Raw genomic sequence first — 25,528 nt, forward strand, 5'->3', positions numbered from 1 at the left:
CTAGAAAACGATGCTTAAAGAATTCAAAGAGTTTGCCTTCAAAGGCAACATGGTAGATATGGCCGTAGGATTTATCCTCGGCGGAGCTTTTGGAACGGTTGTGAAATCACTCGTGGACAACGTGGTGATGCCACCACTGGGAGCCATGTTGGCTGGTGTTGACTTTTCCAACATGAAGAAAGTCATCCAGGTGGGACAACCTGCGGTCGAGGCCTCGGAGGATGGGACCGTCGAAGCCTCAGCCGAAGTGGCTGAAGTGGCCATCAATTACGGTCAGTTTATCCAAGACTTCATTTCCTTCACCCTCCTTGCTTTCGTGGTCTTCATCATCGTTAAAAAGTTGATGGCCGCCTTCGATAAGAAGGAAGAAGAAGCTCCACCCGAGCCACCGGCACAGGAGAAGCTCCTCGAAGAAATCCGCGACTTGCTCAAGAAGCAGGCCTAGGTCTTTCGCTAGAAAAATTTGCTAGAGCAGTTCCGGTCGAGTCCGGAACTGCTTTTTTTGTCGCTATATCTTAGCCTTGGCCGCGAAAGAGGCAGTTCGCGGGGAGAAATTGAAAGGGTCGAAAAGGAAAAATGTGACTCAATTCTCAATTAGTTAAGAAAAGTAAGACACAGGAATACGCAGGACCTAATTGCGAAAGGTCAGGGAGATGCCATCTTTTTCCCAACTGTTAGTCAGCAGTTTTTCAAGTGTTCGGTAATCACGGCCTGCAAGAAGTATCTTGCGGGCCGTGCCGTTTTCAGCCCCTTGATTCAGGGCCTTCGCGTAGTCACGGAGTCTTTGTCCATCTGCCTCTCCATCCGCGTGGGCGAAGTAGTGAAAGAGCAAAAGGGCGTAGGGATAACCGTTGGGGATTTCTTGGAAAGTGGGGTAGTCACACTCCATCAGAGTTTGGAGGGAGACGAATTCGATCTCGGGGCCCAAGTTGTGCCCGCCGCGGTCCTGGTATCCATAGTCGCACACATAGCTCTTGATGGCGTCGAGATGACTGTCGACATGGAGAGTGTTGGTCTTTTTGGGAATCGTTGCCACATACTCGGCTGCCCCCTCCACGAACCAGCCGTCCTTCAGCAGAGGGCCCCGCATCATCATGTGGGTCGCTTCGTGCATGAGGGTCTGGTTGGTGCGGGTGCTGTCGAGTTGATAGGTTCCGTCTTCCTTGCGCAGACCGATTCCTTCGAAGGGGATGAGAATGAGGTCCGGTTCGGTGAGGTAGATACCGCCGGATTCGGGAGTGCCTCCTTCGCGGAGATAGTTGGAGTAGTCCTCCATGAGGCGGACCTTAAGGCGGCCGGCGCGATGGTTTTTCCCTTTTTGAAAGCGCTGGAGCTCGAAAGGAAGGCGGCTGCAGTAGAGGTGGGTCAACTCGAAGAGGGAGGCGAATTCTTCGACCGCTTCGTCGGGTAAGGCAGCGTCGGAGACGAAGTCAAAGTGTTCACTGCGGTAGGACCAACGGCTGCTATCCTGGTTGCTCTCCAGGGTCTGAACCTCAAAGCCATCCGGGAGCGTGTGCCGAGTTTGATTTGGCCATTGCCGGATAGAAGGCGAGGAGCGGGATGATTGCGGGACCGCGATGGCCTTTTGGGCAATGGGCACCTGCCTCGGTTGGCTGAGGGAGGCGCTCGCAATGCGTTCCAAGCTGTTGTGGGACGCGGTCTCGCTGTTCGCCGCCAACCCTGCTTCTTGCCACGATCGAATCTCTCTTCCTCCAAGAATGAGAAAAACAAGCCAGAGGATTGCTTGGGCAACTTTCAATATCAGAAAAGACTAAGAAAGCGCGAATAGCTGTCCAGTCTTGTGTGTTTTCGCTTTTCCTCCCCGATGAACGGCTAGTTCGAGGACTGAGCGCTCCGCTTCCAGGTGAGCGCCGTGAGCCAGAAGGCGAAGGCGGTGAGGGTCAGGTCGTGGCCCTGGCCGCTGATTGTGGCCTTTCGGGTAAAGAGATGATTGGGGGAGAAGGTGAGGTCGTGCCCGCCGCCCTTCAGAGTCATGGGACGCCCCAGCCCGGCTGCAAGGAGAGTCGCCGGGCCCTCGGGACCAGTGATCTCGAAACGGCGGGTGAAGGGGTTTGGCTTCAGCGCCTTGTAGAAGACGTGGCCTTTTTTGAGATGCCACTCTCCGCTCATCATCCCTTGCTTTTCCACCTCATATCGGGTGTGGCCGACCGTGATGGTGCCCTGCTCGCTCATCCAATTGAAGGTTAGCACGCAAGGCTCCGCGCCGCCCTCGATTTTGAAGTTCCAAGAAAAAAGGCTTAAGGGAGTGCAGTTGAGGTTCATAGGAGAGGAGTTTGCCCCTCCTCCTCAACTGCGGCGATGATAACAGCGAGGCGGTTTTCTCATCACTCCGGGCCTGGCCTGCCGCTTAGCGGGGTTGGTAGGCTGCCTCCAAGTCGACACGGAAGGACCAGCGCATGGGGAGTTCATACTCGCGGTGATCGTTCAGTCTCCACTGCACCGAGACCTCGCAGGAAGGGATGCGCAGGGGGCGGTTGACTTGCCAGGAAAAGGTTTTGTCCTCCTCGCTCCAGACGGCGGGGACTTTGCCAAAGCCGGCGACCCGCATCACGATGGACTCGGGGTCGATCTCGGTTTCTTGGGAAAGATCGGCCGCGATCAAGGGCAGACGGTTGGTGATGACAGCTCCGGGCTCGGGCACGACGGGATGCTTGGTGGTCTGAACGACAGCTCCCTCCGCGCTCGCGCTGGCAGCAGTCTCGCGGAAAGTGGTGGCCAGCTCGAAGACTCCGTCGCGATTGCCCAGAATGATGAAGCGGGGCAGGGTGAAGTTGTCGGTATCCAAGCGGGTCATGCCGGGATTGACGGTGAAGAGGTATTCGTAACCGACCTCTTTGGCCACGGGGAGCATGGCGTCGGTCACATAGCCGCCGGGATAGGCGTAGGTGGGCACGGGCTTTTTGAACTTCTCCTCGAGGTAAGTCTTGGAGGTGCCGAACTCTTCATTGAGGAAGGCGAGGTGGGCTTCTTTTCCCTTTTTGGCGGCAGCCTTGAACTTGGAGGGGAAGGGGTGGCTGACCGAGTGGGAACCGATGGTGCAAAGGCCGGACTCCAGCATCTCATTGATCATCGGGGTGGTGAGGGCGCGGCCCCCGCCATCGACGTAATTTTTGTAAAGAAAGATGGTGAAGGGCATTTCCAGTTCCTTGAAGATGGGAAAGGCGTCCGTGTAGACCGACTTCCACCCGTCATCGATGGTGATGAGAAAGCATTGGGGCGGGATGGTGCCTTCGCCGCTTTTCCACTTGATGAATTCCTCCATCGTGATGATGGGCTTTCCTAGGTCGCGCAGAGCTTCCATTTGCTTGCGGAACTTGGAGGTTTTGATCCGCATTGCGGTGTTGGGGAGCTTCTCCGCAAATTCGTGATAGCCGAGGACGGACAAGCGGATGCCGTCGTCCTTAGGCGGGGTCTTGAGGCTTTCCGGAACCTCCTGGGGCTCTCCTTCTTCCTTCTGGCTTTCCTTGGAAGGGACAATCTCGTCGAAAGCGGGTTCGCGATTGGGATGGGGATCAGAGGGGATGAGGATGCGACCGCTCTCGGGAACGGTGGCTTCTTCACTCGGGGCTGCTTGTTCTTCTTCTCCTACGATCGGGAGCGGGGGGATGGGCGGAAGTTTTTCCTCTTCCTGGGCCCAAAGCCCAGTGGTGAGAAGGATGAGAAGAGCTATCGGGCGCATGTCGCGAAGACTCCCGAATTTCACAGAGAGAATCAAGAAGGAGTCGGTGGGAGGACGAGATTTTCCAACTCAGTGGAAGTTGTCAGGACTCCGATGTTCGGAGGAAAGAGGATTTCCTTTTCTCCCGAAGATCTTGGAAGGAGTTTCAGGGATTGCCCGGAAACGGATTGGCGGTGAGGCGGAGCTCGACCTCCTCCGTGCTGTAGGTGGAACTGGGCGAAAAGGTTCGCTCGATTGCGGGCCGCAGGGTCGATAATGCGAGAGCAGTCCCGAGAGTGAGGAGAAGAGTGGCGAAAATCGGGAAAATGGATGGGGGACGGCGGGGGGAAAGAAGGTTCTCCACCCGATCGCGTAGACTGGATTTGGTCGCCATGGCCATGGCGAGTGCGGGGGTGCGGCTGCCCTTGGGAAGGGCGAGGTCGCAGAGGGTGTGGGCGTAGCTCCTGGCATCGATGCCGGTGGCCAGAACGCGGGCGTCGCAGGCGAATTCGCACTGAGTCAGTAGCCGCCGGCGAAGAATCCACGCCAGGGGATTGAACCAGTGGACGAGGCAGGCGAGCCGAGCTGCCATGGAGGCCCACAAATCGCGGCGGACATGATGGCCAAGTTCATGCAGGAGAACCGCTTGGAGAGTGTTGGCGTCCCACGTGAGAGCGCTCTCCGGAAGGTAGACCGTAGGCTTGAAAAGTCCGGCCGCAACGGGAGATTTGAGGGTGCGGTGAATGCGAACCTGGGTCTTCTTGCTCATACCCAGCCGTTCATGGGCGGTGGCGAGAACTTCTTCCACCAGAGGGGCATTTGCCAAAGGAACAGAGGCTATTTTCCAACGGGTAAAAGCCGCCAGATCGAGCAATAGCTTCCCGCCAAAGACCGCCAAGCCAACCAGATAGATTCGCACATAGACACTGGCGGAGGCCTCAATGGCGACAGGCGCGCCGGTTGGCAGTTGCAGGTGAATTTTGGGCAAATAGGCGAAGAGTGGCAGCGTCAAAAGCGTGGCCAAGGTGATCGCGGTGAGCAGCGGAGTGCGACGTCCTGCCAACTGCACAGCGATTAGGCCGAGGGCGGCGATGAGGAGGCTGACAAAGGGGGAGGGCATGGTGAAGGAGGCGGCTATTTACTTATCGTCGATGAGACCGCGAATGCTTTCGATTTCTTCAGGGGAGAGTTTCTGATCCTTGGGATCGAGTAGGGCGGCAACGAGATTCTCGGGCTTTCCTTGGAAAAAGGTGCCGAGGAGATTCTTCAGCGCCGACCGCTTCGCAGTGTCCTCCGCGATTGCCGGCTGATAAAGGTAGCGTCGTCCGGCTTTGGTGTGCTTGACCATATCCTTGTTTTCCAGCGTCACGAGCAGGGCTCGCACTGCGGAGTAACTGGGAGGGTCAGGGAGGTTATCCTGCACGTCTTGCGCCGTCGCTTCACCGAGACGGTAGATGATGTCCAGAATTTGTCGCTCGCGGCGCGAGAGATGACCTTTTTCGAGTCGGTTCATGCCAAGAATCTAGCGGGTGCTGGATTTTTGGCAATTGAAATGTTGTTTTTTTGGCAGTGAGAAAAGGCTCTCTGAATGGGTTACCTTCAGAAGGGCAGGATGGTGTATTTGCGCACCTCCTGCCGATCGAGTGATTCGTTGACGAGGTCGAGGCTGTTCTGTCCGTCGAAGAGAAGCAGGTCGATGTAGGCGTATTGTCTGCCGAGACCGCCGCCGAGTATCCGGCCTGCGTGTTGCTTGTCCAAAGACTCTTGCAGGGCGTCCTCGATTGCCGCGCGGGTGTCGACTTGTTCGCCGTCGGGGAATTGGGTGATGGGGATTTGGATGAATTGATAGCTGGCCCCAGTGTTGGGAATGGGGTTGTCGAGGGCACCGTCAGCCTCGTAGTAGTCGAGGGTCACGCTGGGGTTCTGGGTGGTCAGCGTGACCATGTCCTTGCGGGGGGCGTTCTCCTGCGGGTTTTTGAATTGATAGCCGGTGTAGGAGTCTTCCAGGGGATACTTTTTCCACTGATGCTTCTTTTTAATGAGTTCGACTTGTTCGGGAAGTTCGGAGAGAGGGAAGGAGTCTGCCAGGCGGTCGTCTTTGATTTCGATTGCTCCCAGCCACTGGCTGACCCCGTTTTCCCCCAAGGCTTCATCGAGCAAAAGAAAGAGGACGTAGTAGGCCTGACTCTCTTCGATTTCGGCAAAGATGGGAGACCAAGCGGTGATGTGAATCTCCTCTCGCTCCTCATCGATGCTTGGGGTGAGCCAGAGTTCTTTGGCGGCGAGTTGAAAGTCGCCCACCCGAATCGAGCAGCCATCAAGCTCCAAGGAAGGCTGGCGGGAAGAGTAGAAATGCCAACCCTTGATGTTTGGAGCGTGCTCCAGCCAATAGCTGGTGAGAAAGAGGTAGTTGAGCATGCCGTCTGGCGAAAGGGTGAAGGAATGTCCCTGCTCCTTGCCTTCGGGATGTGGTCCCAGGACCCAGGCAAATCCCGAGCCCAAGCGGTTCACTTGTTCGGTGATGGTGGGCTGAATCGCTGCTCCTCCGTCTTGATCCACGCTCTCGCGAATCCAGTCTGCATTCTCGGCCCACCAGACCCAGAACTCGTTGACGCGTGATTTGAAGGTCGCTTCCTCGACTACCTTTTTCTTCTTTCTAAAGAGATTCATGAGACGCAGTGAACCATCTCAGCCGTCGGGGACCGCTGGCGCAAGCCTTGGCTGTGGGGTTTTTTGCGAGCCCCCGTGGGTAGCTGATGGACCTAGTCGAGCGAAAGGCCGGTCTCCAGCGCCCGGGAGACGATTGCTTGATAGACTCCGGAGGAGACGAGAACGGCCTGCGCACCGAGGCGACCCACGGACGAAACATTGCGCGGCTCATCGTCGAAGAACAGCATCTCGGAATAGGGGACTCCGGTCTTTTCCTGCAAGGAGGCAAAGTGAGTGGACTTGTCGCCGGGGTAGATCTCCTCGTGCTCGAAGTAGGAGCGAATGCCAAACAGTTCCAACAGTTGTCGCGCGATAGGAGGAGCACTGGTCCGCGAGGCCAGCGCGAGAAGGTAGCCCTCGTCTGCTAGATTTTCTAACAGAGTCGGCACTTCGTCGTAGAGGCGGACCTCGACTCCATCGGCATCCCGGACCCGGCCTTCCTTGTCCTGCGACAAAGGAGGCCTCAGCTGATCACACCAGAGGAGGGTGCCGCAGTGCCACAGCGTCAAGTCGAGGTCGAAGACGATCAATTGGGCCATGGCTCTTTCTCCCGCGAATTAGTCCTTCTTTTTCAAGAGCGGGAACAAGACCACGTCGCGGATAGTGGGAGCGCCGGTGAGCATCATGATGAGGCGGTCGATACCGATACCGATTCCGCCCGCGGGGGGCATGCCGTGCTCGAGGGTCTCGATGAAGTCGTAGTCGACGAGTTGCTCTTCCTCGCCCCCGGCCTGGTGCTCGAGGCGTTGCTTCTGCACGTCGGGGTCGTTGAGCTCGGAGTATCCGGGCGAGATTTCCTGTCCGTTGATGATGAGCTCGTAGACCTCCACCGTCTTGCCGCCGGGGGTGACTTTGGCCAAAGGAATGAGCTCGCTCGGGACGCGGGTGACGAAGCAGGGATCGAAGGTGTGTTCCTCGACCTTTTTCTCGAAGACTTGCTGGACGACTTCGTAGTCCTCCATGCCCTCGGAGATTTGAACCCCCAATTCGGCGCACTTGGCGCGGCGGGCTTCGGGAGTGATGTCGAAGAAGTCATCGCCGGCCACTTCCTTGACGAGGTCGTGGTAGTTGGCGCGCTTCCAGGGACGCTCGAGGTTGATGGTGCGGGTCACTTCGCCCTCTTCGTTCTTGTGCTCGATCTGCAGGCCGCCGCAGAAGGTGGCTGCGAGGTGGCAGGTCATTTCCTCCACCATTTCCGCCATGATCTCGAAGTCGGCAAAGGCTTGATAGGCTTCCAGCATTGTGAACTCGGGATTGTGACGACGGGAGATTCCCTCGTTACGGAAGTTGCGGTTGAGTTCGAAGATTTTGGTGAAGCCACCCACGAGGAGGCGCTTCAGGAAGAGCTCCGGCGCGATGCGCAGGGTCAGCGCCATGTTGAGCGCGTTGTGATGAGTCTCGAAGGGGCGGGCGGCGGCGCCACCGGCCACGGATTGCAGCATGGGGGTCTCAACCTCCAGATAGCCGCGCTCATGCAGGAAGTTCCGAATCTCGGCCACCATGCGGGAACGGGTCACGAAGATTTCCGCGCTGTCCTCGTTGGACATCAGGTCGAGGTGGCGCTTGCGATACTTGGTCTCGCGGTCGGTCAGGCCCTGCCACTTGTCGGGCATGGGGCGCAGGGCTTTGGAAAGGACGGTGACCTCGGCCACTTGCAGCGAGGGCTCGCCTTTGCCGGTGGTGAAGGTTTGGCCGGACACTCCAATCCAATCGCCCATGTCGAGGCACTGATAGACGGCCCATTGCTCTTCGCTGAGCTGCTTTTTATTGAGGTAAATCTGAATCTGTCCCTCGGCATCGCCCAGGGTGCAGAAGACGCTTTTGCCGAAATCACGAATGGCGAGGACCCGTCCGGCGATGGTCGCGGAGAGCTCGTTCTCGAAGTTGGCCTTCAGTTCGCCGGGGGTGTGGGTCGTTGCAAAGGATTGACCGTAAGGGTCGTGACCCATCTCGCGAAGTTTGCCCAGCTTCTCGCGCCGAACGGCAATGAGTTCTTCCACAGTGGACTTGGGCTGGTTGGTTGGGGCGTCGGCGCTCATGAATTTTTTGGAAAGGGTGGTTATTGTAAAGGATGGCGGTGATGAACAGGGAAATTAGAGAGGATTTTGGACTTGGCAGAAAAGGCCTGAATTTCTAGCGTATGGGTGTCTTTTTGGGGGGAATTGTAGTCCCGCAGGATTCCTTCGTGGTGTCCTGCGGGATTGCTACGTCAGGGGCACTCGTTGCGAGGACCGCACGAGGGGCAATGGTGATGCGCCAAGTGGCAAAGAGGGTCAAGATCGCACCGATGATCTCGATGATCGAAAAGCTCTCTGAAAAGAGAACGAACCCTCCCGCTCCCGTCAAAACCGGGATCAACATCTGAATCGCCGAGCCTTGTGCCACGTCCAGATGGTAGAAGCCCTTGGTGATGAGAATCTGGCCATAGGCCACGATGCCGCCTCCCAGCATCAGCAGGAACCAGATGAACGGCGTCGTCTCGCCAAAGGAAGGCATCGCCAGCGGGGTGGTGACGAGCAGGGTGATGATGCATTGCCCCGAATAAATGGTGGGCGCGGTCTCCGTCTGGGTCAGCTTGCGAATCACCACCACCGTGGCCCCGGCTAGCACTGCGCCAGCCAGCCCCAGCAAATCGTAACCTCCGAAGGTCGCGTTCTGCAGGCTTTCCGAGAAAAACAAACCCAGACCAATCATCGCCAAAATCAGCAGGCCCAGAGTGGCGGGGTGGGGTTTTTCCTTCAGGACGAGGGCGGCAATGATGGCGCCAAAGAGCGGGTAAGTCAGGTTGATCACCATCGCCCGCCCAGCCCCCAGATGGATGAGGGTGAAGTAGAGCATCGTGATCGTGGTCACTCCTAAGAAGCCGCGCAAGATGATCATGGGCTTGCGCAAATGGCTCAGGTGCAGACCCCGTCCCCGCGAGTAAACCGCAATTACGAAAATGGTCCCGGCAAGGCCACGGGTGAAGGACGACATCCAGCCATCAACCGACGCGAAGAGCCCAACCCAGCGAATGATGAGACAATTCACTGAGAAAAAGACAACGGACAAGAGCATCAGGACGATGCCTTTGCGGATTGAGACTGGTTCGTTCATGTTCGGTAGGGTTGGAGGCCGAACAGGAGGAAGAGGTGACAACTTAAAACTCCGGTTCGGATTGAGGTTCCGGAGTTGGTGATGATTTGTTCTATCTCACAACGACTCCAGCTCCCGTCGGCCAAATAAGGGCGACGCGAATCTTGAGAGGTTTGAGAAGGAGGGCGGTCACTGCGGCGCTGATGTGCCCTGAATGCTACGAATTGTCAAGAATGCGACGCTTGAAAAAAGGCTCAGTGAACGGAGGAACAGATAGGCAAGCCGGGAACTTGGTATCTGGATATTTGCGTAGTTATTTTTCAGAAGAGTTCATATTTTTTATTAAGTTTTTCGGGGCGAAAATGCTTTTTTAGTAAACGCCTTCTGATTGTTAGAAAGTCCTTGAATGTCTAACTCAAAAGAGTAAATTTCTTTTTATGACACGAATGTTCCTTGGGGTTTGTGCTGCTCTTTCTTCTGTGGCGCTCGTCTCGGCCGATGTAGGGGAATCAGATTCTTATCATATATCAATTTGGGTGCCGGGGATGGAGGAGCCCCAAGAATTCAGTTCGGCGGGAGAACCGTTGAAAATCGTGTTGGAGGAAAAGTGTTGGGCTTATGTGATCAAAGGGATTGCAGGTTCCATCACGTTGGGAGAACAGAGCGAAGAAGGTGATTTTTATTCTTTCGGGCAAGAGCAGGAAGGTCGTTGGGATGGGCAATCGTCGTGGGCAAGCTTCGGGCTTGGGGTGAACGGAAGCCCGCTCTTGGAACCCGACTTGTTTTTCTCCGTAACAGGCGATGCTCCCGGGGATAAGAGTGACTTTACCATCGCCTCTCTCGAGGATTTGTATGTGCTTCAGGCAGACTCTGACGGTCAGTTGGCCATCTCCTTTTCCCCTTTGGTCAACGATGCTCTTTTCCCCGAGGGCGAAGGAGTTGCCAATGTGAATCCTACCATTCAGCTGACTCTTCTTGCGGATTTCTATCGCGATCCTCCCGAGACTTCGGGTGATTTGAGAACCAGTGGATTGTTATCCTCGCGGAGCGGAAGGGTGACTCTCTCGTGGGATTTTACCCGAGGAGAAGAAGTTCCTTCTTCCCGCAGATTGGATCTGGCCTCGCTCTAGCGATTGAGGCCGGTTTCTTTCCAACCATCGAACCAGTATGAAGAATACGCTACTATTCCTGCTCGTTCTGCTGCCACTCGTCGAAGTGGGGGCTGAACCTCAAAAGGCCATTCCCACGTGGAGTGCTTTGGCAACTCGACCCAAGCCCACAGGGATGGACTTTGAAAAGCAATTTCGAAATCGCTACAAATATCTCGTCAGCAAAGAATTCTGCACCCGAGTGCCTCGTCAGAGTATTCTCCACCTGCCTGACCAGTATCGGGAGATGGTGGCGGATGCACCCCAAGGGCGACAAGTGAGTTGGATCGAGTTTCTTTCCGCGAATCGGAGTTGGCTCCGGCATAGCGAAGTGACTTGGTCCCAAGTTCTTGCCAAGCAGCCCTTGGCAAAAGAGTTGCGTGAGAATTTCGAGAAACACGGGTGCTTGGTGATAGCCACATATCAAGGTGGGCCGGTGACGGTTCTGCCATTCTTGGACAAGTCGGTTGACTCAAAAGTGATGGAGGTGGCATCCGAATGAAGGGTCGTTCTTTACTTTCTCTCTGGATCCTTGTGACGGTGCTGACCTTCTCAGCCCGTGCGGAGCCGCAAAACTGTGATGCTTGGATCTCCCAGAATTTGATTACTCTTTTGGGGCAAACCGTGACTTATGAAAGTCCTCTTTATACCGAGAAGGGGAGTATGCAGTCGGTGCCGATGAATGGCTTGATGGCGCGTTTCGACCTCTATGTCTATCCCTTGGCTGGGATTGATGGGGCACCCCCCAAGCCAACAATCGTCGATACCGAGGTCACTGGAATCCTCCCGCGAGTCGTTATGGAGTTCGACGGTCGCGACCCTCATGAAGAGCCAAGGACTCGTTCGGATTGGACTCACACCGTCACCACCACAATCCTCGATAGCCCGCTCCGGTTTCGTAATCCGCTTTCTCTTCCTTTGCCCGGTTGGTTGAGCCAGTTTGTGATGAGGAAACGCTTTCTGGCTGCGGAGCACATTGGGGCCGAGGACAGTGAAGATCATTGGGAAGAATATGAATGCCTCCCGGTTCTGCATGTGAGTCTCAATCAGGAAATCACTTTCTCCGACAATGCCTGGCCCCCAAATCTTCAGGAAGATGAGCGCGACACCTGGTCTGGAATTATCGAGTATCAACTGGCGCTGGATGCGGTGTTGGGTTGCCCCGTGCCCCTGCTGACGCTGGCCCGGATGCAGGTGCGGGTCTGGCCGAAATGGACAACCGACTTTGTCAACTTTCCGTCGACTCCCGTTCCGCAGTTGCCCGATGATATGCGTGTGGATGTGGGAGATATCTACCCCGCGAGTGAAAAAGTGATCGTCGAGTATTTCTATGATCCGAATGGAACCGGCGACTACGAAGACCTCGTGCCGGTCAATCTTTTCGACGAGCCTTGGGTGGCCAGTGTGGCTCAGGACCGCAAATACCCGCTCGCCGCGTTATCGGAAAAGACCGGGGAGGGGGATTACTATGTTCGGGTCGGGTGCCTGCTTTTCGGAGAGATGGAATATGCCGATGATTGGGCTGGTTTGCAAAAGATGACTCTCAAAGAGAACAAGCTCTCCCTTCGCGCCGGCCTGTATGCTCTTGAGTGACCGGTCTTCTTGCTTTCTTTTCCACTGAGGACTCCTCACCCTTTTTGACTTTATGAAAAACCTATTCGCCCTGATCCTTCTTCTAATCTGTAGTTCATCTCTGGCGGATGCCGCTGATCCCATCTTGGGCCTTTGGAAGAAATCCGATGGTCAGGCCACCATCCAAATCACTATTGAGAAAGGGAAACTCGTCGGGCGGGTCACCGCAGCCAAAGACACGACCCGGACTCATGATACCAAGAATCCGGATCCCAAGCTGCGAAATCGCAAGATCATAGGGCTGCCTGTGGTCTGGGGTTTTTACAAGAAGGATGGCAAGTGGGAGGGTGGTCGAGTTTACGACTCCTCCAATGGAAAGACTTATCAGGGTAAGATTTGGTTGGAAGGAAACGACAAGATGATGATGCGCGGCTTCAAAGGAGTTTCCCTGCTTGGTCGTTCGGCAGAGTGGTATCGGGTGAAGTGAGCTTTTTTGACAGGCTCCTGATGGACCTTTTGGATTAGTTTTGTTGAAGTTGGTTCATGAAGTTCAGTTTGGCTATTTCGCTATTACTGCTGGCCTTGGGGGTGAGCTCTTGTGGCCGGTATCAGAGTCATTTGCACGAGTCCGCCACCTGGCGCGCCTATCGCAATGGAAAGTCGGACGAACTTCCCGCCGCAGAGATTGTTCAGGGAGAGCGGCTGTTGGCCTTTGAGCATATCGTTGGTTTGCCCGTGCCCGGTGGATACAATGCGACCTTGGTCGCCAAGGATCCCGAACTCGTTCGGGTGGAATACGTCACCGTAAACAGGGGTTCCCGCACCTACGTAACTGGCCTGCAGCCCGGAGAGACCCGGCTCTATCTCGTCAATGGATTTGCGGTTGGGAATCAAATCCACCAGGGAGCAAGCGCTGTGGAAGACCAAATCACGAAACATACCCCGACCTTTCCTCTAGTCATCAAGCCGTCCCAAACGGGCTCCTAGGTCGAAAAAGCCATGGTTCGAGGCTGATTTCCCCGGAATCTGGAGGCTCTTTTGACAAAGATTGCCGTCATTTTGCCGTTTTCTTGTAACTGAGCGCCTTTTTCGGAGGAAAACCCCGTTTTTCTAGCCTTTCTCAGCATTTCAGCTTAGGAAGGCCCCGATATGGCAAGCCAATTAGAGCAACTCAAGCAATACACCAAAGTCGTGGCTGATACCGGCGACTTTGAGTCCATGAAGGAATACCAGCCCCTGGATGCGACCACCAATCCGTCGCTCATCCTGCAAGCTGCCGAAAAGCCAGAATACAAACACCTGGTGGAAAAGGCTGTTAGCGAGCTCAAGGATTCCGGCAAATCCGGCGATGAGCTGGTTGAAGCCATCATCGACCGTGTTCTCATTCTCTTCGGTCTCGAAATCCTGAAAATCGTTCCCGGCCGAGTGTCTACCGAGACCGATGCCCGTCTTTCTTTCGACAAGGAAGGCACCATCGCCAAGGCCCGCCAGCTCATCGAGATGTATGAGGCGGAGGGAATCTCCAAGGATCGCGTTCTCATCAAGATTGCTTCTACTTGGGAAGGGATCAAGGCCGCCGAGGAACTCGAGAAGGAAGGCATCCACTGCAACCTCACTCTTCTTTTCGCATTCGCGCAAGCCGTTGCCTGTGCGGAGGCGAAGGTCCAGCTCATCTCTCCGTTCGTTGGCCGCATCTATGATTGGTACAAGAAGGACACCGGCATCGACTACGTCGGAGCCGAGGACCCCGGCGTCCAGTCGGTGCAGAACATCTACAACTACTACAAGAAGTTCGGTTACGAGACCGAGGTCATGGGGGCTTCCTTCCGCAACAAAGGTCAAATCACCGAATTGACCGGTTGCGACCTCCTCACCATCTCTCCCAAGTTGTTGGAAGAACTCCAGAACGACGATGCGTCTCTCGAGCCTCGCCTGACTGCCGAGACTGCAGCTTCCTACGAGGGAGAGCAGATCAGCCTCGACGAGAAAGGGTTCCGTTTTCTCTTCAATGAAGACGCCATGGCGACTGAAAAGACCGCTCAGGGCATTCGCGCGTTCTCCGCTGACATCGTCAAGCTGGAGAACCTCATCAAGGAACTGCTCTAAGGCACTCCCTGATGTGAGATGAATCTTCTCCAAGCGCCCCGCATCTCGCGGGGCGTTTTTGCGTCCGGAGGGGACGCCGTTGGGACCTTAGTAATTTTGCAGATGATATTCCTCGGACTCGTCCTTCATCTGGTGCAGCAGAACAAACTTCCCGGCCCCAGAGAGGAGAATGATGAGACCGATACCCAGAGGAAAGAGAATGAGCTGTTGGGTCCCGATCATCCCGATGGCGACGATGGTCAGCAGGATTGGAAAGATGAGTATGTCTCTCAGTTGGAAGGTGGCTTCCATGAGCTTCTCCACTGGGCTGGATGCGGGTAACTCCTCCGCAATGGGCCATTCATAGAGATGGAAGGATTGACCGGATAGGCGGGTGGGCCGAGTCATGTCCACTTCCAGAGGATGGTCTGTTAGATGCTTTTGGAGAGATTCGGTGGGGGTGACATCGCTTGTCTTGGCTCCGCCAGAAACCCGCACGACGGAGCGTGAGGGCAGGTTGCGAACTTCGTATTCACCAGTCTCTCCCAAGTCGCTCGCTTTCTGTAAAACCAGACCAACGAAGAGGGTATTTTCTTTGTGGTTCCACTCGCGAACCACAACCGTAGAGCGCTGCTCCTTTGAGCGGACAAAGGCGTTGGCATCGATGAGAAACTTGCTGATTTCTTCCTTGCTCGTTTTTTCCGGAAAGGTTCGCCCGACCACCTGACAAGGTTTGGTGCGGAAGGTTCTCACCCAATGATAAAGAGAGCCGCGTGCTTTGATTCCCAAGACCCAAGCGACAAGAAAAAGTCCTAACAAGAGAGTCAACCAAAAGAGAATGATCATTTCGGCGAACGGTAATCCTCCGACGGGGGTCTGCCAAACGTTAAAAAGACTCCAGCAGCAGGTTTCCCTGCTGCTGAAGCCCCGTCATGTATTCTCACTCGAGAAATTGAGTGATTACTCGGTGATCTTTTTCAGAAGGTAGACGGTGTTCGCATCGAACTCATCTGTTCCGAAGAGCTTTTTATCCTGCACCCCGACAACGCTCAGAAAGTCACCAACCCGAAGCGTGTCCGAGATCAGCGCTCCTCGCATGTTGCGCAGCGATGCGTCATTCAGGTCGATTCGGTGGGTATGGGTTGCCGTTTGCAAAACCATTTTCCCGTCCTCGAATCGCTCGATGGTTCCCCGTAGTTCCAGAGCCGGGTGCACAACGGGGGACGGGGTGACGAATTTGACGATGATGTCCTCCTCATCCTCCGCGTTCGCTCGCAGAGTGACTCCATGGTCTTTCAGAACGACGGCTGAGGCTTCAATAGTTCGTTCTTCGTTGGGGTCGGCGTCCACTTTACCCCTGACCTTGACCCGGTCGTTTTCGATTACGTTGTAGGCTTCTTCGAAGAAATCATAGTCGTCGATTTCAACTCGGATCTCTCCCTTACCATAATCTAACAAGAATGAGCGGGAGTTCACCTCGGTCACTTTTCCGTCTAGTTCAATCCATGAATTGTTGGGCATGGTGTAGGGACTAGCGGCGAAAAGTGTGCCCGCAGAAAAGAGGGCAAGAGCCGAGGCAGACAATGTTTTGAGGTATTTCGCTTTCATAAGTTTGAATCAGTGAGTTCATCCTTACACTGGCAGCAATCGTGCCGGAAATGGGCGGCAGGCTTCTGAATAAAGCTTTAACTCGCTCAAGATAAACGAAATGAAGGGTTATTGTTCTCCGGTCAAATCCAGTCCATAGCTGTTCGGAAGTGCAAGAAAAGCAAACGAATTGCCCGACCTCCGCAACGTTTTCATGCAATTCGCCCGAGATTCGTGGTGTCGCATCCCGCGAGGTCCTTGATTCGCAGGCGGTTGCGGTGGCACCGAAGATTTGTTGAGGGAAAGGGGGGCGTGGCCCCATCCTCACTTCAGCGCAAATCGTGCGCTGTTAGGTTTTGAAGTCCCGCATCTGAAAAATCACGCAGGCGATGGCGAAGAGGCTGAGGTCGAGCCCGATGAGAAAGGCGAAATTGTCGACCAGCTTGGCCCATGGGAAGTTGTTTTCGAAGGCAAAGAGCCAGGTGCTCATCTTGTAGGTGATGAAGTTGGCCTCGTAGGGTTTGAAGATGGGGAACTCCTGCAAAACCATGTCGAGAAAGAGAACGCTCAGCGCCATGATGGTGGCGGTGGCGGGCTTCATTTTCATGCAGGAGAAAAGAAATCCGATAGCGGAGATGGTGCACATGCTGATACCGATGAGTAGGGCGGCAATGATCAGACGTAGCATCCCGCTGCCCCAATCCGGATAGACCGCAAAGAGCTTCATCTTGGGGCTAAAGGCCATCATCCCACCATCCACCCCCAATGCGATCACCGCCATGGCATACCCGGTAATGCCCACGAAGATGACGAAGGTGATGGTGTAGAGACAGGTGGAAAGAAACTTCAGCAAAAGGATGCGGAAACGCGAAACTGGCCGCGCCAAGACCATGCGCATGTTTCCGTCCTCAACTTCCTTCGCGACAATGTCACCCGAGACGAGTGCGAAGTAGATGGAACCTAACAGAAAGAGCGAGAAGGCCATCACCATGAAAGTCACGGTCAAGGAACTGAAGTATTCATCGGCCGCCAAACCATTCTGCACCATGAACTCCTCTTGCTTGGAGCGAATGGAATCAATTTGAAAGGTGACGAGCAGAATGAGCTCGAATACGAGGAAGACCCCATAGCCGACATAGGTGCGCCGACGGGCAAAAAGTTTGGTGAGCTCGCCTCGGAGCTGGGTGAGAAAGATCATCGGGTCACTTTTCTTGAAAATTCGAGGTAGAGGTCTTCCAGTGAGCGCTTCACCTGACGGACTTCGCGCACTTGTCCTCCGTTCTGCACCGCCTTGGCGACAACGAGGGCGATATCGGTAGTTTTGGGTAATACCAAATTGTTCTTTTTCACCCCGCCGCCGAACTCGACAGCCAGATTTTGCAAAAGAGAGGGAGGGTCGACCTCGAATTTTAGCACGAGCTGGTCTTCTTCCAGATCGGCACTGCCGCCTTGGAAGACCTTTCTGCCTTCCTGCAAGATCACCACACGGTCGCACATTTGCTCGACCTCAGCCAGGAGGTGACTGTTGAAGAGGACGGTCATCCCCCGGTTGTCCCTCAGGTCCAGGATGAAGTCCCGAAACCATTTGATTCCCTCAGGGTCCAATCCGTCAGTGGGTTCGTCTAACAGCAGCACCTCGGGTTCGGGCAAAAGCGCTTGGGCAAGGGCGAGCCTTTGCCGCATGCCATGGGAGTAGGTGCCGACCTTGGAGTGAATCCGGTCGTCTAGCTCAACCCGTTCCACCACCTCGTCGATCGCGGCTTTTGTAACGCCTCCGGAATAACTCGTGAGCAACTTCAGGTTGGCATAGCCACTCAGGTAATCGTAAAATCCCGGGCTTTCGAAGATTGCGCCGACTTTCGCGAGCGCTTCGGCCCGGTTCTTTTGGACGGAAATACCATCGATGCGCGTTTCGCCTTCGTCGGGAGCGACCATTCCCAACAAGATGCCGAGAGTCGTGCTTTTGCCTGCCCCGTTGTGACCCAGAAGGCCAAAGATTTCACCCTTCGCGACAGAGAATTCCACCCCTTTCAAGGCCGGCTTCCCCGCGAACTTCTTCTTCAGCCCAATTACCTCCAGCATTTTGTTAGTTTTTCGCGTGTCCGAGGGCTCCACCGCCCACCGAGAACTTGACCTCATCGTCGGTTCGAAAGTCCCCGTAGAGTAGGTTCGTTCCATTTTCATCTCCATGAAAGGCCTCCTTGTCGCCGACCAAAGGAATCTTGGAGGCTTGATTGCCTCCGAAAAAGTTCATCGCTTCGCGCGCGGTTCCGCTCACCACATTATTCCAAGCGTAACTGGATCCCGATTTCTTGAAAAATTCGCGGTCCGCGGGGCAGTGGAAGATGTCGGGGTTGGAGTTGTATTTCTTGAGAACGACTTCCAGCACCGGGACGTCCGCATTTCGACTGGCCCGCATGGATTGGAGGTCGGGCAAGCGTCCATGATTGTCGCGGCAGTATGAGTCCAGGGCAAAACCGATCTCGCGTAGGTTCGACTGGCAGCGCAGCTTCTGACTTTTCACCAAGACGGAACGCCCAATCGGAACAACCACTGCACCTAAAACAGCGATGACTCCGACAACGATGAGAAGCTCGGTGAGGGTAAATCCTTTTTGGGATGAACTTTTCACATTCCTCCTCCTTGAAAAGGTTGACCCCGAATACCTTGCATGACCTCGTTGGTGGCCTTTAGGAAAGGGGCCATCTCCATCTTGGTTTCGGCGCTGGCGTTTTCGAAATAGGCTTTCATTCCATTTTGCGTGATGCGCTCCATGATTTTGGGATCCTTCGCCATCATCTTCTCCAAGCGGCGCTCGGTGGTGCCATCTTCGAGCTCGCGAAATCCTCGCTCGACGAAATCGCGCCGTGCTTCCGGAGTGAGAGCGTCCAGCGCTTCGAAAAAGCGCGTGAAGGACTCCATCGTCAGGTCCACAAATTGACGGCGTTCGCTCGCGGAGAGTTTGTCCCACAGCCCTTCCAGGGTATCACGGGCCTCCTCCTGTCCGCTCAAATCGAGTCGATTCACAACGGAAGCGACTTTCTCCAACGACTCCCGGCGTTGGCGGGTGACTTCATCATTGGGGAGGTCTCCGTACTGGGAAAAGTCCTCGAGATTGGCTTCGGCAACGAGCTCTTCGATGCGCTCCGGTGTTGCCCGGTGGGGCGCGACGAGGGCCTTGATGCCGTAGACAACTATCCAAAGAGCGACCAAGCCTCCTGCCACCTTCACTATCAAGGACCAACGATTCACGGGCGCAACCTAACCTCACTTTGCTCCTGCGCAACTGCGGAAAATTGACCTTAAAAACTGCATCTTACTCTCGGGTTTCGTGAAGTCTGGTTTGGCCGATATTTCGGCGCTAAATATTATTAACGAGTAGTCATTATTCTCATAAATCGTTTATCCTTAAATTTTTAAACGGGCGAGATCTCCAAGGTCTGGGGAAGGTTAAGGTGTGAAAATTTCGGGTCGTTGACTGCTCAATATCAGTGTGTTCCGACTGGAGGAGTTATGAAGACCACCCTTACTGTTCTGTTCACCAGTTTGATGGCTCTCGCGTCGTTCGCGCAGGGAGACACCTATCGCACTCTTACGGGGTACTTGGATACGATCCAAGTTCCTTCGGGCCAGACGGCCTTCGTCGTCAGCGCCACCTCCCAAGTGGTTCTCGGCGTGGAGCGTTCGGGCGAATACCCGGTGCAATTCCGCTTCGCAGAGCCCCGCCACAATTGTCACTGCCAGTCCAGTTACTCGAGCTACCGGAACCGCAACCTTTTGCCCGCGCCGAGCATGAACAACCCCGTGCCGATTGCCGGACCGGCCAAGTTGGTCCTGCGCACCAGCGGAATGATTACGCTGAGCATTCCCGACCAACGCCGCAGCAGCATCACCACCTCTGGTCCTGCTGTTCGTCGTTTCGCGAAAAACTAAGCTCTTCAGGAGCGGGGGACGGGCTCTCCGAGGCCTTTGATGTCTTCTGGTGGTGTTGAATGAGGGAAAAGATTTCCCGCCTTCGCACTTTCCCCGTTGCCGCTCCCTCGCTATGAGAGGCGCCATGCGAATTCTCACTGGACTGCAGCCTTCGGGCAGGCTCCATATCGGCAATTACTTTGGGGCCATGGAACCCGCTGTTCGTCTGCAGGACGAGGGCGAGGCCTTCTATTTCATGGCGAACTATCATGCGATGACGTCGACTGGCGATCCTGCGGCTCTGCGCGAGAACGTGCGGGGGCTGGCCATCGACTTTCTCGCTTGCGGTCTCGATCCGGCAAAGGCCTTTTTCTTCCGTCAATCGGACGTCCCGGAGGTCAACGAGCTGGCTTGGATTCTCTCCACTGTTTGTCCTATGGGACTCTTGGAGCGTTGCCATTCTTATAAGGACAAAGTTGCGAAAGGCCTTTCCGCGAACCATGCCCTCTTCGCCTATCCCGTGCTGATGGCAGCAGATATTCTCCTCTATGATGCCAACCTTGTGCCCGTGGGCGAGGACCAGAAGCAGCACTTGGAAGTGACTCGCGATTTGGTGGGCAAAATCAACGAGCGATATGGTGAGGGCACGCTGGTGCTTCCCGAAGCACGTATTCGCGAGGATGTCGCGAAGGTGCCGGGCCTCGATGGGCAAAAGATGTCCAAGAGCTACAACAACACCATTCCCATCTTTGGAGCGCAGAAAAAGATTCGCAAGCTGGTGATGAAGATCGAGACCGACTCCACGCCTATCGAAGCTCCCAAGCCTACCGAAAACTCCATCATCCTCGACCTCTATCGCTTCTTTGCCAGTGAGGCTGACCAAGCCCAGTTGAAAGCGGACTTTGAGGCCGGCGGATTCGGCTACGGTGATCTGAAGCAGCGTCTCTTCGATGCCTACTGGGACTACTTCGCTCCCATGCGCGAGCGTCGCGAGGAGTTGGAAAAGGACGATGCCTACGTGGAAAAAGTCCTCGCGGATGGAGCAGCCCGAGCGCGCGAGGAAGCGGACAAGGTCCTAACCCGAGTGCGCAAGGCGGTCGGACTTCGTTAGTTCGTCACGACTGTAGGCTTGCTCTCGAGAGCTGGGTGAGGATGCTGGCGGCATGCTCAAGTTGCCCTTCTTGCTCACGCTTTTCTCCCTCTCGGTATTGTCGGCGGAGGAACCCTTTGGTCGTCAGGTGAGTGAGACTGGAGTGCGTCACTCCTTTCTTCTCGCGGGGGCGACCACGGCTTTGATTAGTGAGGAGGGAGAGGTGCTTTGGAAGACTCCGGGCAAAGCGCGCGATGGCTTTGTGCTGGAGAACAACAATGTTCTCGTCACCATCGGAAATGTTGCGAAGGAGTTCGCCGAAGGGACCCAAGATGTGGTCTGGAGCTATCAGCTGCACAAAGACAACCAAGAACTGGGCTCAGCTGTTCGGCTCGCAAATGGCAATACCCTTGTGGTGGAAAGAGGGGAAAATCCGCGCCTGTTAGAAATTGATCCGAAGGGTGAGCCCGTTGTTGAGGTTCCGCTGCAGCCTGAGACGGAAAGAATCCACATGCAGACCCGAATGGCGAGAAAGCTGCCCAATGGCAATTATCTTGTTCCTCATCTTCTGGCCTTTGCGGTGAAGGAATACACTGCGGAGGGAAAAGTCGTTCGCACCATTCGGACGGACTTGGAAGAGTGGGGTGGGCGCGAGGCCAAGACTTGGCCCTTTACTGCAATCCATCTTGAAAACGGCAATACCCTCGTCAACCTCACCAATGGCAATCGGACTGCTGAGTTTGATTCCGAAGGAAAGCTGGTCTGGTCGCTTTCGAACAAGGAGGTGGGAGGGCGATTTGCCGATCCGTGTGGAGGCCAGCGCTTGCCCAATGGCAATACGGTGATCTGTAGCTATGGGCAGAAAAACGGGGAGATGCCCCGTGTCTTTGAAGTCGACCGGGCGGGCAAGGTGGTGTGGGAGTTTTTCCACCCTTCGGTTGGGGGCGCGCACGAGATTCACGTGCTCACCACCAACGGAGAAGCGCTCGGAAAGCCCCTGAAGTAGTAGCGGCGAGTTGAACTGTTAGGCGGGTAGGGTCACCTGTAGGACGACACTGTCTTCACTGGCGGTGAGGGGAGCTGCTCCCTTGGGCAAGAGCAAGAAGTCACCGGCTTGATAGGAGCCCTCCGCTGAAGTCAGCTTTCCCGAAACAACCGCGAGGACTGAAAAAGAATCGGCTTTGGGATTGGCGATCTCTTCACCGGCCGCAACTTTGAGTTCATCGGTTTGAAAGTATTCGCAAGTGGCCAGGGTGTTCCCGACGGGGGTGTCCATGGCAGGCTCGAAGTCATCGAAGTCGATGGAGGCCAGGGACTCGTCGATGTGCAACTCGCGGGGCTCGCCATCCAGGCCCAGGCGGTTCCAGTCAAAGACCCGGTAGGTGGTGTCGGAGTTTTGCTGAATCTCGAAAATCAAGTTCCCGCCGCCAATAGCATGGAGCCGGCCTGAAGGAATGAAGATGGACTCGCCTTCTTTTGGAGCAATGCGGTGGACGTAATCCGCGACCGTGCCGACTTTGATGGAGGTCTCGAATTGCTCGCGGGTCACCCCGTCTTTCAGACCGATATAGAGACTGGCCCGTTCCTCCGCCCCGGCGAGATACCACATCTCGGTCTTGGGCTCGCCATTCAATGAGGGAGCCAATTCCGCGGGCGGATGAACTTGGATCGAGAGGTCGTCCTGGCAATCGAGGATTTTGATCAGGATGGGAAAGCGCTCCGAGTCCGGCAAGTTGTCGCCAAAGACTTCCGCGCGATGTTGGGTCCAAAGCTCGTGGAGGGTTTTTCCCACGTAGTTGTTAGAAGTGACGACCGATTGATCGTCCTCGCGGTCGACCAGCTCCCAAGACTCGCCATAGGGCTGGTCATCGGGAAGGGCTCGGCCATAGCGGCTTTCCAAAACACGTCCGCCCCAGACGCGAGTTTTATAAAGGGGCTGAAAGGTGAGGGGAGTTTGGCTCATCTCGTTGAAGTTCGCTGTTAGGTAATGCCTTTGCCTCTAGAGCAACTCGTCGGGCAGCAGGGCGGAGAGCTTCTTGATGGCGTCGGCCTGGTGGCGGTTGGCGACCAAGAGGGCGTCGTCGGTTTGCACCACGATGAGGTCATCCACTCCGAGAAGGGCGACTTTGATGCCTTTTTGATTATTGAAGACGATGTTGTTCTCCGAGTCGATGAGAGCGAGGTCGCTGTTGGTGGCGTTGTTGTTGCCTTGCTGCTTGAGGTATTTCGCGACTGAGATCCAAGAGCCGACATCGTCCCAGTCGAAGGTCGCTTCGATGTTGAGCACTCGCTCGGCATTCTCCATGAGCGCATAGTCGATGGAGATGGGGGTTAGGTCGGGGAACTGGGCGTTGACCGTTGCGGGGAGGTCGTTGGATTGGCAAAGCTCTTGAACAAAGTGACGCAGCTCGGGCGCGTGCTTTTCCAACTGGGCGAGGACGGTGGGTACCGACCAGATGAACATGCCCGCATTCCAGGCGAAGTTGCCGGCGGCGAGGAACTTCTCCGCCAATTCCGAGTCAGGCTTTTCGCGGAAGCAGGTCACTTCGTAGGGCGCGTTCTCCACGGTGCAATCGGTGAGGGTCGCCTTGCCACCGCGCTCGATGTAACCGTAGCTGGGGCAGGCCCAAGTGGGCTTGATGCCGACAGTGACGAGGGCGTCGGTCTTTCCGGCCACCTCCACGGCATCGCGCATCACTTGCTGATAGGCGGCGGTGTCTTGGATCAGTTGGTCGGCGGGGAGTACCATCATGGTAGCTTCCGGATCGCGGGCGGCGATGAGACCAATGCCCAGAGCCACTGCCGGGGCCGTGTCGCGTTTGGCGGGTTCGGCGAAAATGTTTTCCGCGGGCAGCATGGAGGCGACTTCGCGGGTCTTCTCCTCCTGAATGGCGTTGGTCAGGATGAAAATGTTCTCGTGGGGCACCAGGCCCTCCAACCGGGCGATGGTCTGCTCCAGCAAAGTGCCGTCGCCAAAGAGATCGAGCAGTTGCTTGGGCTGACTGTTGCGGGAAAGGGGCCAGAAGCGGGTTCCGGAGCCTCCGGCCAAAATAAGGGCATAGTTGGACATGGGGCGCAGACTACAGAAAGCCTAAGCTTTTTGAAGGGCGAATGTGTGCCCAAATCGTGATGGGTATGAAGACCCCTCAATCCCCAAGATTCCGAAGATACTGGTAGGAATAGAGCCCGGTGGAATGTCCGTCGCCCCAGCGAAACTGCAGCGCGTAACCGCCTACGGTCTCCCAGCTGATTAGGTCAAAGGCCTTCGGCCCCAGAGTGGGATTGGGGCGCACGACCCGTCCCAGTGCATCGGGCTCTCCCTGGCAATTCGCGCAGGGACAGGCCCGGCGCAGGGCCTCGAAGGTGTAGTAGTTCTCTTCGCCATCGCTCCAGGCCAACGCAAGTTGGTTGCCCATGACGGCGGCGTTCGTGAGTGAAAAAGTTTTGTCCACAAGAGTGTTCCCGGATTAGCGGCCTTTCAATTGACCCGCTGCGCCCTCGGGCCAGACGGCTCCCGCAGAGATCCAACGCTCGAGAACTTCCAGATCACTGGGCGCAATCTTAATGCCGACGGCCGGCATCTTCAGGGTGGGGTGTTGTCCGCTGGCGGCCAGATAGAAAAGGCTTTGGTTGGGTTTGCCGGGGACAATGCGTTTGTTCTTAAAGGCTTCCTCCCGATTGGTCAGCTTGTACGGCATCTTTTTGTCGCTTCCATCGTGGCACCAGACGCAACGCTCTTCCAAGATAGGCTTCACGTGGCGGGCGAATTCGATACGGCTTCTGGTTTCTGCCTGAACCCGGGCGCTGAGCACGGGCTTCCCGTCGAGCTGGGTTTCGGAGTCTCCATCCTTGCCGCAAGAGGCCAAAAGAAGCGCGCTTGCTAAAAAGACACTGGTTATTGCTTTCATCTGATTCAGTTTGTAAACTCTTCCTCGCACTTTGAACAGTATGTCCGCGCGTCAACTTTTCCTCTTCCTCCTTTTTGCTCTTCCTCTGGCTGGTCAGTCGCAGGGGCCAACAGTGACCACTCCCTCCCGTCAAGGTCAGGTGACCAATGGAGTTCCCAAGTATCCCTGGCACCTCGGAACCACCGCCACCATCTTCTGGATCGGGGAGGCGCCCAGTGGCCGGAACCGCACCCCGAATCACAAATCATCCTGGGATACCAACTGGCAGCGCAACTACGGCGGATATGACAACCCTGACCCCGCCGCACGCAATGGCTACATTCCCAAGGCCTTCACCCCGCGGCTCAATCCGTTCTATATCGCCCTGCCCTACAACGACGTTATCAATCATCGGCAGCATAAGCCCGAGGCCTCCAAGGTGATTCCCTGGTTCGCCCGCTACAATCCAGCTCCTGGCCAGACCGTCTGTCGCGGTCGCTGGGTCGAGATTGTGCGGAATGGCAAAACTTGTTTTGCGCAATGGGAAGACTGCGGACCCTTCAATACCACCGACTGGGAGTTTGTCTTCAAAAACAAAGCCCCCAAGAATACCGAGAACAAAGGAGCTGGAATCGATATTTCCCCAGCGGTCCGCGACTACTTCGGCCTCAAATCCGGCCAAAAGGTCCACTGGCGCTTCGTGGAGTTCGCCGACGTCAAGCGCGGCCCCTGGTCGCTCTACGGGACCAACAACCCCTTCGTGAATCCACGGGCGCGCCGTTAG

Annotated in this window: 30 protein-coding genes; 11 read left to right on the forward strand and 19 right to left on the reverse strand. The window is 55.7% G+C overall.

Annotation, left to right across the window (positions count from 1 at the left end; genetic code table 11):
- Nucleotides 1-10: 10 nt before the first annotated feature.
- On the forward strand, nt 11-445 hold the full coding sequence (gene mscL, locus IE099_RS02675) for a large-conductance mechanosensitive channel protein MscL (RefSeq protein ID WP_189567113.1): 435 nt from the start codon (nt 11-13) through the stop codon (nt 443-445).
- 186 nt (nt 446-631) lie between these two features.
- Here the strand turns inward: mscL and IE099_RS02680 are convergent, their stop codons facing one another.
- From IE099_RS02680 to IE099_RS02720, 9 genes are all read right to left on the reverse strand, one after another.
- Nucleotides 632-1,759 carry a hypothetical protein gene (locus tag IE099_RS02680; protein ID WP_189567114.1) on the reverse strand — a complete coding sequence of 376 codons (1,128 nt, stop codon included), beginning with the start codon at nt 1,757-1,759 and terminating at the stop codon, nt 632-634.
- A 74-nt stretch (nt 1,760-1,833) separates the two neighbouring features.
- Nucleotides 1,834-2,283 carry a hypothetical protein gene (locus IE099_RS02685; RefSeq protein ID WP_189567115.1) on the reverse strand — a complete coding sequence of 150 codons (450 nt, stop codon included), beginning with the start codon at nt 2,281-2,283 and terminating at the stop codon, nt 1,834-1,836.
- Nucleotides 2,284-2,368: 85 nt separating this feature from the next.
- Nucleotides 2,369-3,700 carry a polysaccharide deacetylase family protein gene (locus IE099_RS02690; protein ID WP_189567117.1) on the reverse strand — a complete coding sequence of 444 codons (1,332 nt, stop codon included), beginning with the start codon at nt 3,698-3,700 and terminating at the stop codon, nt 2,369-2,371.
- Between the two features lie 145 nt (nt 3,701-3,845).
- Complete coding sequence (locus IE099_RS02695) at nt 3,846-4,799, reverse strand: M56 family metallopeptidase (protein WP_189567119.1); 954 nt, start codon at nt 4,797-4,799, stop codon at nt 3,846-3,848.
- Between the two features lie 18 nt (nt 4,800-4,817).
- Nucleotides 4,818-5,192, reverse strand: coding sequence for a BlaI/MecI/CopY family transcriptional regulator (locus IE099_RS02700; protein WP_189567121.1), 375 nt, complete (start codon nt 5,190-5,192; stop codon nt 4,818-4,820).
- Between the two features lie 86 nt (nt 5,193-5,278).
- Nucleotides 5,279-6,349 (reverse strand): hypothetical protein, encoded by a 1,071-nt coding sequence (locus IE099_RS02705; protein WP_189567123.1) that lies wholly within the window; start codon nt 6,347-6,349, stop codon nt 5,279-5,281.
- Nucleotides 6,350-6,441: 92 nt separating this feature from the next.
- Entirely contained in the window at nt 6,442-6,927 is a 486-nt protein-coding gene (locus IE099_RS02710) for a magnesium-dependent phosphatase-1 (RefSeq protein WP_189567125.1), read from the reverse strand.
- 18 nt (nt 6,928-6,945) lie between these two features.
- Nucleotides 6,946-8,427 carry a lysine--tRNA ligase gene (gene lysS, locus IE099_RS02715; RefSeq protein ID WP_189567127.1) on the reverse strand — a complete coding sequence of 494 codons (1,482 nt, stop codon included), beginning with the start codon at nt 8,425-8,427 and terminating at the stop codon, nt 6,946-6,948.
- A 94-nt stretch (nt 8,428-8,521) separates the two neighbouring features.
- On the reverse strand, nt 8,522-9,484 hold the full coding sequence (locus tag IE099_RS02720; protein WP_189567129.1) for a DMT family transporter: 963 nt from the start codon (nt 9,482-9,484) through the stop codon (nt 8,522-8,524).
- A 416-nt stretch (nt 9,485-9,900) separates the two neighbouring features.
- Between IE099_RS02720 and IE099_RS02725 the strand changes: the two genes are divergently transcribed.
- From IE099_RS02725 to tal, 6 genes are all read left to right on the forward strand, one after another.
- On the forward strand, nt 9,901-10,593 hold the full coding sequence (locus tag IE099_RS02725) for a hypothetical protein (RefSeq protein ID WP_189567131.1): 693 nt from the start codon (nt 9,901-9,903) through the stop codon (nt 10,591-10,593).
- A 37-nt stretch (nt 10,594-10,630) separates the two neighbouring features.
- The gene (locus IE099_RS02730; RefSeq protein WP_189567133.1) at nt 10,631-11,113 is read left to right on the forward strand and encodes a hypothetical protein; all 483 of its coding nucleotides are present in this window, start codon (nt 10,631-10,633) and stop codon (nt 11,111-11,113) included.
- A complete protein-coding gene (locus IE099_RS02735) occupies nt 11,110-12,204 on the forward strand; it encodes a hypothetical protein (protein WP_189567135.1) in 1,095 nt (364 codons plus the stop codon). The genes IE099_RS02730 and IE099_RS02735 overlap by 4 nt, the downstream gene beginning before the upstream one ends.
- 52 nt (nt 12,205-12,256) lie before the next feature.
- Nucleotides 12,257-12,670 carry a DUF2147 domain-containing protein gene (locus tag IE099_RS02740; RefSeq protein WP_189567138.1) on the forward strand — a complete coding sequence of 138 codons (414 nt, stop codon included), beginning with the start codon at nt 12,257-12,259 and terminating at the stop codon, nt 12,668-12,670.
- Between the two features lie 56 nt (nt 12,671-12,726).
- Nucleotides 12,727-13,170 (forward strand): hypothetical protein, encoded by a 444-nt coding sequence (locus IE099_RS02745; RefSeq protein WP_189567140.1) that lies wholly within the window; start codon nt 12,727-12,729, stop codon nt 13,168-13,170.
- Between the two features lie 162 nt (nt 13,171-13,332).
- The gene (gene tal, locus IE099_RS02750) at nt 13,333-14,289 is read left to right on the forward strand and encodes a transaldolase (RefSeq protein ID WP_189567142.1); all 957 of its coding nucleotides are present in this window, start codon (nt 13,333-13,335) and stop codon (nt 14,287-14,289) included.
- An 87-nt stretch (nt 14,290-14,376) separates the two neighbouring features.
- Here the strand turns inward: tal and IE099_RS02755 are convergent, their stop codons facing one another.
- The 6 genes from IE099_RS02755 to IE099_RS02780 all read right to left on the reverse strand — a co-directional run bounded on the left by IE099_RS02755 (nt 14,377) and on the right by IE099_RS02780 (nt 19,107).
- A complete protein-coding gene (locus tag IE099_RS02755; RefSeq protein WP_189567144.1) occupies nt 14,377-15,114 on the reverse strand; it encodes a hypothetical protein in 738 nt (245 codons plus the stop codon).
- 114 nt (nt 15,115-15,228) lie between these two features.
- A complete protein-coding gene (locus tag IE099_RS02760; RefSeq protein ID WP_189567146.1) occupies nt 15,229-15,876 on the reverse strand; it encodes a NirD/YgiW/YdeI family stress tolerance protein in 648 nt (215 codons plus the stop codon).
- 328 nt (nt 15,877-16,204) lie between these two features.
- Complete coding sequence (locus IE099_RS02765) at nt 16,205-17,053, reverse strand: ABC transporter permease subunit (protein WP_229809360.1); 849 nt, start codon at nt 17,051-17,053, stop codon at nt 16,205-16,207.
- A complete protein-coding gene (locus IE099_RS02770) occupies nt 17,050-17,937 on the reverse strand; it encodes an ABC transporter ATP-binding protein (RefSeq protein WP_189567149.1) in 888 nt (295 codons plus the stop codon). The genes IE099_RS02765 and IE099_RS02770 overlap by 4 nt, the downstream gene beginning before the upstream one ends.
- A 4-nt stretch (nt 17,938-17,941) precedes the next feature.
- A complete protein-coding gene (locus IE099_RS02775; RefSeq protein ID WP_189567151.1) occupies nt 17,942-18,487 on the reverse strand; it encodes a type II secretion system protein in 546 nt (181 codons plus the stop codon).
- The gene (locus tag IE099_RS02780) at nt 18,484-19,107 is read right to left on the reverse strand and encodes a hypothetical protein (protein ID WP_189567153.1); all 624 of its coding nucleotides are present in this window, start codon (nt 19,105-19,107) and stop codon (nt 18,484-18,486) included. Before IE099_RS02780 ends, IE099_RS02775 begins: the two co-directional genes overlap by 4 nt.
- A gap of 261 nt (nt 19,108-19,368) precedes the next feature.
- Between IE099_RS02780 and IE099_RS02785 the strand changes: the two genes are divergently transcribed.
- The 3 genes from IE099_RS02785 (at nt 19,369) to IE099_RS02795 (ending at nt 21,863) form a co-directional block, all read left to right on the forward strand.
- On the forward strand, nt 19,369-19,788 hold the full coding sequence (locus IE099_RS02785) for a hypothetical protein (RefSeq protein ID WP_189567155.1): 420 nt from the start codon (nt 19,369-19,371) through the stop codon (nt 19,786-19,788).
- A gap of 124 nt (nt 19,789-19,912) precedes the next feature.
- Nucleotides 19,913-20,878, forward strand: coding sequence for a tryptophan--tRNA ligase (trpS, locus tag IE099_RS02790; protein WP_189567157.1), 966 nt, complete (start codon nt 19,913-19,915; stop codon nt 20,876-20,878).
- 52 nt (nt 20,879-20,930) lie between these two features.
- Nucleotides 20,931-21,863 (forward strand): aryl-sulfate sulfotransferase, encoded by a 933-nt coding sequence (locus IE099_RS02795; protein WP_189567159.1) that lies wholly within the window; start codon nt 20,931-20,933, stop codon nt 21,861-21,863.
- An 18-nt stretch (nt 21,864-21,881) separates the two neighbouring features.
- Here IE099_RS02795 and IE099_RS02800 read toward each other — a convergent pair whose 3' ends face one another.
- The 4 genes from IE099_RS02800 to IE099_RS02815 all read right to left on the reverse strand — a co-directional run bounded on the left by IE099_RS02800 (nt 21,882) and on the right by IE099_RS02815 (nt 24,765).
- Entirely contained in the window at nt 21,882-22,820 is a 939-nt protein-coding gene (locus tag IE099_RS02800; RefSeq protein ID WP_189567161.1) for a type I phosphomannose isomerase catalytic subunit, read from the reverse strand.
- 36 nt (nt 22,821-22,856) lie between these two features.
- A complete protein-coding gene (locus tag IE099_RS02805) occupies nt 22,857-23,927 on the reverse strand; it encodes a mannose-1-phosphate guanylyltransferase (protein WP_189567163.1) in 1,071 nt (356 codons plus the stop codon).
- Between the two features lie 76 nt (nt 23,928-24,003).
- Nucleotides 24,004-24,273, reverse strand: coding sequence for a gamma-butyrobetaine hydroxylase-like domain-containing protein (locus IE099_RS02810; protein ID WP_189567165.1), 270 nt, complete (start codon nt 24,271-24,273; stop codon nt 24,004-24,006).
- Between the two features lie 51 nt (nt 24,274-24,324).
- The gene (locus IE099_RS02815; protein ID WP_189567167.1) at nt 24,325-24,765 is read right to left on the reverse strand and encodes a c-type cytochrome domain-containing protein; all 441 of its coding nucleotides are present in this window, start codon (nt 24,763-24,765) and stop codon (nt 24,325-24,327) included.
- Between the two features lie 40 nt (nt 24,766-24,805).
- Between IE099_RS02815 and IE099_RS02820 the strand changes: the two genes are divergently transcribed.
- Nucleotides 24,806-25,528 carry a hypothetical protein gene (locus IE099_RS02820; protein ID WP_189567169.1) on the forward strand — a complete coding sequence of 241 codons (723 nt, stop codon included), beginning with the start codon at nt 24,806-24,808 and terminating at the stop codon, nt 25,526-25,528.

Origin of the sequence: Roseibacillus persicicus, from assembly GCF_014651675.1 — a bacterium.
In the GTDB taxonomy this organism is placed as follows: domain Bacteria; phylum Verrucomicrobiota; class Verrucomicrobiia; order Verrucomicrobiales; family Akkermansiaceae; genus Roseibacillus; species Roseibacillus persicicus.